This is a genomic window from uncultured Sphingomonas sp. (genome assembly GCF_964237155.1).
GTDB lineage: Bacteria > Pseudomonadota > Alphaproteobacteria > Sphingomonadales > Sphingomonadaceae > Sphingomonas.
The window spans coordinates 17,379-27,456 of sequence record NZ_CAXSHH010000034.1 but is presented as its reverse complement, the minus strand read 5'-3'; the positions used below and the strand labels follow the sequence as shown (position 1 = coordinate 27,456).

Below are 10,078 nucleotides of genomic sequence, written 5' to 3'. Positions count from 1 at the left end.
CCGACCTGAAACTCGGCATCTGCGGCGAACACGGCGGCGACCCCGCCAGCATCGACTTCTGTGAGACGGTGAAGCTCGACTACGTGTCGGCTTCCCCCTACCGCGTTCCCATCGCCCGCCTGGCCGCCGCACAGGCCGCGCTGCGCCGCTAAATCCGCAAAGCCCTCTCCCGCCTTCGCGGGAGAGGGGTGAACTGAGCTCCTTCCAGCGCCGGGACGGTCAATCTCGTGGGTGTGCTCGCGGGTCCGATCTCGGACCAAAGTCGAACCAGCTGCTCTTGGACCGTTCGCCCATGACCCGGCGCGTGACGGGCGTGACCGACGCGGCGACTGGCACCGCCACGCCCGATGCCTGACCCAACCGCGCATTCTCCCGCTCCAGTTCGGCGATCCGCGTCTGCGCCCGCGCCAGGGACACCCGGTCGCGCTCCAGCTCGGCGATGCGCGGGTCCGCCGCCGCCGGCCGAGCCTGATCGCGCTCCATCTCCGTCGCCCGCGCCTGCGACAGGGACGCCGCCTCGCGCTCCCGCGCCAGCTCCGCCGAATGCGCCTCGCGCTCGCGCTCGAGTTCCGCGATCCGCGCGTCGGATCCGGCATACCGCGTCCGCTCGGTCTCCATTTCACGGATGCGCGCGTCCGAACCCGCCAGCCGCGACTCCGAGTCTCGACGGAATGCCGCATGCGCGTCGCGCTCGGTCGCGTACCGGTCCTGCCACTTACGCCCGCGCGGCGCGAAGGCCAGCCCCAGCAACAACCCGCCGAGCAGCGCCAGCGCCAGCGCGATCCAGTCCGAAGGCGTCGTCAGCATCATCCGTTCTCCCCTGTTACGGAAGTACAACGAACCATCCCGCCAACGGTTTCCCCTACATCGCCCCGCTCGACATCGTATCGGAGATCGAACAGGCCGCCGGGCCCAGGATGACCACGAACAGCACCGGCAGGATGAACAGGATCAGCGGCACCGTCATGATCGCGGGCAGCCGCGCGGCCTTCTCCTCGGCGCGCATCATCCGCTCGTTGCGGAATTCCGCCGACAGGACCCGTAGCGCGGAGGCGAGGGGGGTACCGTATTTCTCAGTCTGGATCATGGTGGTGACGACGCCCTTCACCGCCTCCAGGTCGACGCGCATCGCCAGATTGTCGAACGCGGTGCGTCGGTCGGTCAGGAAGCCCAGCTCGATCGCAGTCAGCGTGAACTCGTCGCCAAGCTCCGGATAGCCGCGGCCCAGTTCCTTGGCGACGCGGTGGAAAGCCGCGTCGACCGTCAACCCCGCCTCCGCGCAGATGACGAGCAGGTCGAGCGCGTCGGGCAGCCCCTTGCGGATGGCGTCCGACCGCTTGCCGATCTTGTTCTTCAGGAAGATGTCGGGCGCCTTGTACGACAGGATCAGCGACCCGGCGACCAGTCCGTACCGCTTGAGCGTCGACCATTCCGCGAAATAGTCGGTTCCGTAGACCCAGAGCGCCATGCCGCCGCCGATCACGATCGGCAGCACCATCCGGCCGAATATGACCGCGACCGCCCACTCCTTGGACCGTATGCCCGCCTGCATCAGCTTGATCTGCGCCTGCTTGACCTGACTGTCCTGCAGCACCTTCATCGATTGCAGCAACGTGCGGATCCGGTCGGTCGTGTCGTTGCGCTGGACCAGTTTGGCGCGTCTTTTGGTCGATGCGGTGATGCCCGCCTTCAGCTGTTCGCGCCGTTCGTTCAGCGACTTGACCCGTTTTGCCATCGGGTCGCGCACCGTCAGCGCGGCGTACAGCGCCAGCATGACCGCGAACGTCGCGATCGCCGTCAGGATCGTCGCCGCCCACATCACGTCGACGCCCAGCAACATCGTTGGCCGGCCCATTCCCATCGCCATCCGTCCCTAGATCTCGAACCGGATCATCTTGGCCATGATCCCGGCCCCGATCGCCATCCACACGAGGCCGCCCAGGCCGATCGCGATCAGCCGCTCGTCGATGAAGAACTGCGTCATGTAGGTCGGGTTGATGTTGTAGATCATGACGAACACGACGAACGGCAGCGCGCCGATGATGTAGGCGGACGCCTTCGATTCGGACGACATCGCCTTGATCTTCAGCTTCATCTGCGCGCGCTTCCTCAGAACGTCGGCCAGGTTCGCCAGCGTCTCCGCCAGGTTGCCGCCGGTCTCGCGCTGGATGGCGATCGTGATGGTGAAGAACTGGAATTCGGGTGTGCCGAGCCTGTCGGCCGTTTCCTGCAACGCCATGTCCATCGACCGGCCGATCTTCATCTTGTCGGAGATCCCGCGGAACTCCTCGCCCACCGGACCGGGAACCTCGTGCCCCACCACGCCGATCGTCTCGGAGATCGGCAGGCCCGAACGCAGGCCGCGCACCAGCAGCTCGATCGCGTCGGGAAACTTCTTGGTGAACTTGCCCACGCGCCGACCGATCGTCATGCCGACGACCATGTGCGGCAAACCGATGCCCAGGAACGACCCGAGCAGCAGCGCGAGGAGCAGCGGCGCGCCCTGCGACCAGGCGAGCCCCGCCGTCACGACGGCGATGCCCGCGGTCGCCGCGCCGTATCGGCCCACGGTCCAGCTCTTGCCCGTCATCGCCAGCCGTTTGGCCAGGACCGCGGGATTGGGCAGGATGCGCCCGAACGCCAGGTCCATCTTGGTGTCCCGCGTCGCGGAGATCCTGCGCAGCTGCGTGTCGAGCGCGACTATTTTAACGTCCCCGTGACGCCCGCGCACGCCCGCGATGCGGCGCGCCTGCGCGCGTTGGGTCGAAGGAGCGGAAAACGCCAATGCCAGCAGCGCCAGCGGCAGGAAAGCGCCGATCGCGATCAGCATGGTCGACATCACGCTCATCGCGCGCGCCCGCTTTCGCCGACGATCGGGGTCTCGCCGAACAGGCGGCGTCCCGGCGTCACTTCTTGCCCGCCCTTTTGGCGATCAGGCCCTTGATCTTGCCGAGCAGCGATCCGCCGCTGGCCGTCTTCGCGCCCGCATTCTTGCCTTTCGCGCCCTTGGCCGCGCCCGCCACGACCTCGGCCGCGCCGCCGACACGCGCCAACAGCTCGAGTAGCGGCGCGACCGTCTTGGAGTTCTTACCCGCCTCGGCGAATGGCTTGCCCAGCTTGGCCGCTTGCGACGCGAGCTTCTGGTCGAACATGACGGACACATCGATCTTGCGCTCGATCGATCCCTCGAAATCCTTGCGGCTGATCTCGGCTTGCGCGGGCGCGTGCAGCTTGTTCGCGACCACCAGCACCTGAGTATTGGGCGCGTTCGACTTCATCCACGACAGGATGCGGATCGTGTCGCGCGCCGCCGCCAGCGTGAGCTCGGTGACGATCACCGCCACTTGGACATCGCTGATCAGGTGTGGGTGCTGGACCAGCATGCCGCGCGGCAGGTCGACGACCGTCGCCTCGAACGCCGACCGCATCTCCTCTTGCAGCTGGTAGAACGCCGCCCCGTCCGTCAGTACGGGCGAGTTGATCGGTGCTTCGGCCGACAACACCGACAGCTTCTCCGACGCCTTCACCATCGCGCGTTCGATGAACAGCCCGTCGATCCGGCTGGGGTTCTCGATCGCGTCGGTCAGCCCGCGCCCCGGCTCCAGATCGAGCGACAGCGCCCCCGTCCCGAAATGCACGTCCAGGTCGAGGAGCGCGGTCGAGCGCCCCTCCTTGGTTGAGATCAGCCAGGCGAGCGACGTCGCCAGCGTCGACGCGCCGACCCCGCCGCGAGCGCCGATCACCGCGGTCGAGCAATGCGGTCGCTCGACGCTCGCCTCGACATGCCTGGGGGCGTTCAGCATCGCCTGCGCATGTCCGAACGCATCGCGCATCATATCGGGCGACAGGGGCTTGAGCAGGTAATCCTGGATGCCGCTGGCGACCAGGTCTCGGTATAGCCTGACGTCGTTGACCTGCCCCGACGCGATCACCACCGTGCCTGGCTCGCATACCTCGGCCAATGAATTGATGTCGTTGATCGGATCACCCGACTCGGACAGGTCGACGAACAGCACGTGCGGGCTCGCCGACACCGACAGCGCCTGCACCGCGGCGCGCAGGCCGCCCTTGTTGACCTTGTCCGGGTTCCAGCCGAGTTCTAGCACGACCGGCTTGACGAGATCGGCCGTCGAGTCGTCGCACACGAACGCCATGAACGGCTCGCGCGTGCCCGCGCCCACGGGCTTCCAGGGGGCGTTCACTTGCGTCCTCCCGCGCTCTCGGCCTTCAGGCCCGCGGCGCCGGTCGCGGGCGCCTTGCGATAGGTGTCGATCGCCTTGGTCGACAGCAGCGGATCGGTCGCCCCCGGGCCGGTGCGCCCGCGCACGAGGTCCGCGGGGTTGGCGATCATCGCCGCCAAGTTCGCGTTCACCGCGCAGCCGTGGTTGGACGAGGTGTTGCTCCCGATCTCGAGCGAGGCGTCGCGGCTCCAGTCCGGGCAGCCCGGCACGAACGCGCGCCGCCGGCTGACGATCACCCGAAGCGTGCCGGGCGCGATGGGCGCGGCGGTCACGGCGGCCGCGCCCGCGACCAGCAATCCGTATCCGGCCACGATCCCGCCGACCTCCGCGCTGGCGCCGGGGCCTGCGCCGTCGTCGTCGACCGAGACCTGGTCGCCGTAGCTCAGCCGCATCGCATCGAACCACCCGGCCAGCCGCGCCGCCTCGCCGCCCGCGAGCATGTCGCCCGTCGTCCGCAGGTCGAGCGTATAGTCCGCCCGGTCCACGACCGGCTGGTGAACCGATTCGAGACCGCGATTTTCGGTGCCCCGGCACGCGCCGAGCGTCAGCGCGGCGACGACGGTGGCCATCAGGAGGGGGCGTGTGGGCATGGGGATCGTCCTAGCTTGAACCGAGCGGTCAGTTGGAGAAGCCGGGCGCGACATCGCGCTTGCCCGGACGCGACCGGGTCCCCGGCTGCGGCCGATCGGCGGTCGGGACCGGTGCGACGGGGGCCGCCGCGCCGATCGTCGGCGGCATGCCGGGTCCGGCCACCGTCGGCACCGGCCGGCGTCCGCCGCCCAGGCCCCCGTCGACCTTGCCCAGCAGCAGCTGCTGCACGTCGCTCGCCGCCTGATAGCCGTCCGTCGGCAGCGCGATGTCGGCCGCGTTATTGACCGGTTTGACCAGATAGGGCGTGATGATGATCACCAGCTCTGTCTCGTTGCGCCGGAACCCGTTCGACCGGAACAGCGCACCCAGGATCGGGATGCTGCCCAGCCCCGGCGTCTTGTCGACCGAGTTATTGTGGCTGCTCTGGAGCAGCCCGCCGATCATCATGCTCTGGCCCGATCCCAGCTCCAGCGTCGTTTCCGCGCGCCTGGTGGTCAGCGCCGGGATCGTCGTGCCTTCGATCTGCACCGATCCGTCGGCCGTCAATTGCGACACCTCCGGCCGGACGCGCAGCGAGATGCGCCCGTCCGACAGCACGGTCGGCGTATAGGCGAGGCTGACGCCGTATTGCTTGTATTCGATCGAAACCGCGCCCAGCCCCTGGCTGATCGGGATGGGAAACTCACCGCCCGCCAGAAAGGTCGCCGTCTCGCCCGACAGCGCGGTCAGGTTCGGGTTGGCGAGCGTCGTCACCTGGCCGATCGTCTCCCCCAGATCGATCGCGCCGAGCAGGTCGAGCCCGAGCAGGTTGCCCGCCAGCCCCAGCGTCGTCCGCTGCGTCCCGGGCCGGAACGTGAAGCCGGTGCCGCCCGTGCCCGGCGTGATCGTGCCCGGGCTCCGGCCCGATCCGATCCCGAACAGGAACCCGCCGCTACGGTCTAGCGAAGTGAGGTTCACGCCGATATTCTTCGCGAAACTGCGGCTGACCTCCGCGAAGCGCACCTGGAGGTTGACCTGAAGCGGCGTCGCGGTCTTCAGGCGCGACAGCACCTTGGTCTGGTCGCCCACGAACGCCTGGACCAGCCGCTCGGCCTCCGCCGCGTCTTCCGGCCCGGCGACGGTGCCGGTGAGGAGCACGAGCCCGTTCATCGGCGTCGCCGTGATCTTCGCGTCGGGCATCGCCAGCGCCAGCATGTCGCCCAGCGAATCGAAGTTGTTGCCGACCCGGATGCTGGCCGCGAACACGACCAAGCCGCCCTTGGTCGTCGCCGACACGGTGGTTTCGCCCGGCTTCTTGCCAAAGACGTATATCTGGGTGGGCGAGCGGACCTGGACGTCCGCGATCGCGTCGTCGGCCACGAACAGGTCGCTCATCGGCCGCGCCAGGGTGATCAGGCGTCCACGTCCCGTCCCGATCTGGATGGTGGTCGCGCCGGCCGACATGGCGGGAGCGTCGCCCCGGTCGGGAGCCTGGGCCGCGCCGGGGGCGGCCGCGATGGTGATCGCGGCCGCCATGATGGCGGTCAGCGGCCGGGCTTGGATCGCCGTGAAGCGCATTTCTACTTCCCCCCGACCGGAACGATGGTCACGTTGTTGCCGCGTGCGATCCGCACGACGGGCACGGGCGCCACGATCGCGCCGCTGGTCGGCACCTCGCGCGACGCCTGCGTCATGCCCGAGCCCGAACCTCCGTCGGACGAGGCCGGCTTGCCGGGGACGCTGCGCCGCTGGAAGCGCGACACGTCGGCCCCCGTGGCGTAGGTCGAATTGCCCGTCTGCGGCTGGCTGGCGACCTTCAGCAGCATCGCGCGCTCCGCCTTGGGATCGACGCCGTCGGGGACCTTCACCGCGCCGCTGGCGATCGCCTCCTCCAGCTCGGCGTGATTGTCCGCGATCGAGCGCAGCGAGATGGACAAGCTCCCGACGGTCTGCGCGACCGCCACCTGCTCGGCGATCCGGGGCGTCGCTTCGACGGTCACCGTGTTGAAGGTGGTGACCACCGTCTTGCCGTTCTCGCCCTCGGTATTGTCTGTGCGCTGGTCGGTGGCGAGGACGCGGACGTTGCGCATCACCGTCTCGGAAACGCGCAGGGGATCACCGTCGCCGCCGCCCTTCACCTCCTGCGTCAGCACCAGGTCGATGCGGTCGCCCGGGAACACGAAGCCCGAAACCGAACTCGCGCCGGAAACCGGGAAGGTCACCGCCCGCATCCCCGGCCCGAGCGCCGCGGCCAGGAAGCCCCGGTCGCCCGGTTTGACCAGCGCGCCCTGCGTCACCGGCTGCCCGGCCGTGACCGGGTTGCGGACCACCGTTCCGAGCAGCGAGCCCAGGTCGGTCTTCTCCCGAAGATAATACGCGTTGTCGACCAGCTCCTTGGGCCAGGGCTGGAACTTCAGCGCCGTGGCGTCCAGGATCGTGCCCACCGGCAGGGCGCGCGTGGCGACCAGCACTTCGGGTCCGTCGATCTTCACCGGCGCGGGCGCGGCCGTCACCTGGGGCACGGCGGAACCCATCATCAGGCTGCGGGCCATGAAGGCCGTGACCACCGCGATGATCAGCGCGCCCGCCAGCAGGAGGACCTTGCGACTATCCATGCTTCACTCGTGCCTTTCGGATCGCGTCGTTATGCATCTGCTCAGCTACCAGCCATTTGGTTAAGAACGGGTTCGCCGAGCGCCAGCAGCCCCGCGACCGCGATCGCGACACCGTACGGCACCTCGATCTCGCGCCCGTCCCCTCCCCGCCGCCACCGCGCCCAGCGCCGCTCGACCAGGAACGCGACCGTGATCGCGCCGCCGACGAGCGACATCGTGACCAGCAGCCGTGAAAGGACCGCGACGGGGAACCACAGCGCCAGCGCGCCGATCATCTTGACGTCGCCCCCGCCCATCGCACCCATCGCGAACACGGCCATGAACAGCCCGAACACGCCCGCCGCCACGCCCATCTGGACCGCGATGTCCGGCCATGGCTCCAGCCCCGTCGCCCACCACCAGGCGGGCGCGAGCAGCGCGATCGCGGCGTTCTTCCAATCGGCGATCTCGCGGATCCGCACATCCTCGATGCCGGCGGACAACAGCAGCAGCCCCAGGGCGACCGGCAGCACGACAAGCATGATCTGATCCCACCCCATCGGGCGGACGAGGTAGACGGGCGGGCTTTCAAAATCGTAACCACGACCGTCATGTCCTCTCACGCCCACCACCGACGTCGGATGCCGGACGACGCCGTCCTGTCGGACTGGCCCGCGCCCGACGGCTGGACCCTGCGCCGCTTCGACTGGCGATCGTCCGCCGGACGCGGGCGGTTGCTGCTCCAGGGCGGGCGCGGTGACGTGATCGAGAAGTATCTCGAGACCTTCGCGCATTTTCACGCGCGCGGCTGGTCGGTGACGTCGTTCGACTGGCGTGGACAGGGCGGTTCGGGGCGGCTCTCCCCCGACCCGCATGTCGGGCACGCGACCAGTTTCGCGCCGTACCTGACCGACCTCGCCGCGTTATGGCGCGAGTGGGACGGGGAGGGCGGACCGCGCGTCGCGATCGGTCATTCGATGGGCGGCCATTTGCTGCTCCGCGCGCTTGTCGACGGCTCGGTCACGCCGGACGCGGCGGTGCTCGTCGCGCCGATGCTCGGCCTGCGCTCGCCGCTGGGCGCACGGCTTGGCGGCCGCATCGCGCGATACATGGCCGCGCGCGGTGATCCCGCGCGGGCCGCTTGGCGCGTCAACGAGCGCCCCGCGTCGCTCGTCAGCCGCCAACGCCTCCTCACCGCCGACCTGGACCGTTACGCCGACGAGGGTTGGTGGTACGAGCAGCGACCGCGCATCCGCTTGGGCCCGCCGAGCTGGACGTGGCTGGCCGAAGCCTTCGCCTCGACCGCCGCGCTCGCGGCCGACCCACGCCTCGATACGCTGCCTACCCCCGTCCTGACGCTTGTCGCCGACCGCGACGGCCTGGTCGACCCGCGCGCCTCCGCCCGCATCGTCGCCCGCCTGCCTCACGGCGAGACGCTGCATTTCGGCCCCGAGTCGGCCCATGAGATCCTGCGCGAGGCCGATCCCGTCCGCAACCGCGCGCTCGCCGCGATCGACGCCTTTTTAGACCGGCACGCGCCCGCATGACCGCCGCCTACGACATCGCGATCGTCGGCGCCGGCATCGCGGGCGCGAGTCTCGCCGCCGAACTGGCGCGGCACGCCCGCGTCGTCCTGCTCGAGTCGGAGGACGTCGCCGGCTATCACGCGACCGGTCGCTCCGCCGCCTTCTGGTCGGAAACCTACGGCGGCCCCGGCGTCCAGCCGCTCACCACCGCGTCCGGCCCGGTGCTCCGCGAGGGCGGCTTCCTCCAGCCGCTGGGCTCGATCCATATCGGCCGCGCCGAGGACGCCGCCGCGATCGACTCGTTCCTGCGCGCGTTCGAGGGAAGCGACGTCGCGCTGGCCACGATTGACCCCCGGACGATCATCCCCGGACTGCGCCCCGACTGGACGCTCGCCGTCTCGGAGCCGACCTGCGCCTATATCGACGTCGCCGGCCTCCACGCCGACCGGCTCGCGACCGCGAGGCGAGCGGGCGCGGTCGTGATGACGAATGCGGGCGTCCGGTCGGCCCGCCGCGCGAACGGCTTCTGGGAGATGGACACGCCGGCTGGTCGAATCGCCGCCGCGCTTCTCGTGAACGCCGCCGGAGCCTGGGCCGACACCGTCGCCGAGCGCGCCGGAGTCCGCCCGCTCGGCATCCGTTCCTATCGCCGCACGATCGCGCAGCTCCGCACCGACCCCGGCGCGCCCGCCGACCTGCCGCACGTCGCGGATATCGCCGGCCGTTTCTATTTCAAGCCCGAGCCGGGTGGCCGCCTTTGGCTCAGCCCGCATGACGAGACCCTCACCGACCCCTGCGACGCCGCCCCCGACGAGCTCGATGTCGCGATCGCGATCGACCGGTTCGAGCGCGTGGTCGACTGGCGCGTCGCCACCGTCGAACGCAAATGGGCGGGCCTGCGCAGCTTCGCCCCCGATCGCCTGCCGGTGTTCGGGTTCGACCCGGCCGAGCCCGCCTTTTTCTGGTGCGCCGGCCAAGGCGGCTTCGGCATCCAGACCGCGCCCGCGGCGGCGAAGCTATGCGCGGCGCTCATCTTGGGGAGGTCCTTGCCCAACGACCTGGATCCCGATCGCTACACCCCGAACCGCTTCGCTGAATAATCCTCTCCCGCCTTCGCGGGAGAGGGACAGGCGCGTAAGCGCCAGGG

The 10,078-nt window shown here is 69.5% G+C and carries 11 protein-coding genes; 3 read left to right on the top strand and 8 right to left on the bottom strand.

Annotated features, from left to right (window positions below; all coding sequences use genetic code 11):
• Nucleotides 1–152 (top strand): putative PEP-binding protein (locus ACFE71_RS09200; RefSeq protein WP_375428501.1); only part of this gene is annotated, 152 nt, incomplete at its 5' end.
• Nucleotides 153–219: 67 nt separating this feature from the next.
• Here ACFE71_RS09200 and ACFE71_RS09195 read toward each other — a convergent pair.
• The 8 genes from ACFE71_RS09195 to ACFE71_RS09160 are packed head-to-tail and all read right to left on the bottom strand — an operon-like array spanning nucleotide 220 to nucleotide 7,965.
• Complete coding sequence (locus ACFE71_RS09195; RefSeq protein ID WP_375428498.1) at nucleotides 220–810, bottom strand: hypothetical protein; 591 nt, start codon at nucleotides 808–810, stop codon at nucleotides 220–222.
• Between the two features lie 52 nt (nucleotides 811–862).
• The gene (locus ACFE71_RS09190) at nucleotides 863–1,861 is read right to left on the bottom strand and encodes a type II secretion system F family protein (protein ID WP_375428497.1); all 999 of its coding nucleotides are present in this window, start codon (nucleotides 1,859–1,861) and stop codon (nucleotides 863–865) included.
• A gap of 12 nt (nucleotides 1,862–1,873) precedes the next feature.
• Nucleotides 1,874–2,848 carry a type II secretion system F family protein gene (locus ACFE71_RS09185; protein WP_375428496.1) on the bottom strand — a complete coding sequence of 325 codons (975 nt, stop codon included), beginning with the start codon at nucleotides 2,846–2,848 and terminating at the stop codon, nucleotides 1,874–1,876.
• A gap of 58 nt (nucleotides 2,849–2,906) precedes the next feature.
• Nucleotides 2,907–4,202, bottom strand: a complete 1,296-nt coding sequence (locus tag ACFE71_RS09180) for a CpaE family protein (RefSeq protein WP_375428495.1) — start codon at nucleotides 4,200–4,202, stop codon at nucleotides 2,907–2,909.
• Nucleotides 4,199–4,831: a CpaD family pilus assembly protein gene (locus ACFE71_RS09175; protein ID WP_375428494.1), complete on the bottom strand. Its 633-nt coding sequence runs from the start codon at nucleotides 4,829–4,831 to the stop codon at nucleotides 4,199–4,201. Before ACFE71_RS09175 ends, ACFE71_RS09180 begins: the two co-directional genes overlap by 4 nt.
• Before the next feature lie 28 nt (nucleotides 4,832–4,859).
• Nucleotides 4,860–6,389 carry a type II and III secretion system protein family protein gene (locus ACFE71_RS09170; RefSeq protein ID WP_375428493.1) on the bottom strand — a complete coding sequence of 510 codons (1,530 nt, stop codon included), beginning with the start codon at nucleotides 6,387–6,389 and terminating at the stop codon, nucleotides 4,860–4,862.
• A 2-nt stretch (nucleotides 6,390–6,391) separates the two neighbouring features.
• Complete coding sequence (gene cpaB, locus ACFE71_RS09165) at nucleotides 6,392–7,426, bottom strand: Flp pilus assembly protein CpaB (protein WP_375428492.1); 1,035 nt, start codon at nucleotides 7,424–7,426, stop codon at nucleotides 6,392–6,394.
• Between the two features lie 41 nt (nucleotides 7,427–7,467).
• Nucleotides 7,468–7,965, bottom strand: a complete 498-nt coding sequence (locus tag ACFE71_RS09160; protein ID WP_375428500.1) for a prepilin peptidase — start codon at nucleotides 7,963–7,965, stop codon at nucleotides 7,468–7,470.
• A gap of 51 nt (nucleotides 7,966–8,016) precedes the next feature.
• Between ACFE71_RS09160 and ACFE71_RS09155 the strand changes: the two genes are divergently transcribed.
• Both ACFE71_RS09155 and ACFE71_RS09150 read left to right on the top strand, forming a co-directional pair.
• Nucleotides 8,017–8,952 carry an alpha/beta fold hydrolase gene (locus tag ACFE71_RS09155; protein ID WP_375428491.1) on the top strand — a complete coding sequence of 312 codons (936 nt, stop codon included), beginning with the start codon at nucleotides 8,017–8,019 and terminating at the stop codon, nucleotides 8,950–8,952.
• A complete protein-coding gene (locus ACFE71_RS09150) occupies nucleotides 8,949–10,031 on the top strand; it encodes an NAD(P)/FAD-dependent oxidoreductase (RefSeq protein ID WP_375428490.1) in 1,083 nt (360 codons plus the stop codon). Before ACFE71_RS09155 ends, ACFE71_RS09150 begins: the two co-directional genes overlap by 4 nt.
• The last annotated feature ends 47 nt before the right edge of the window (nucleotides 10,032–10,078 follow it).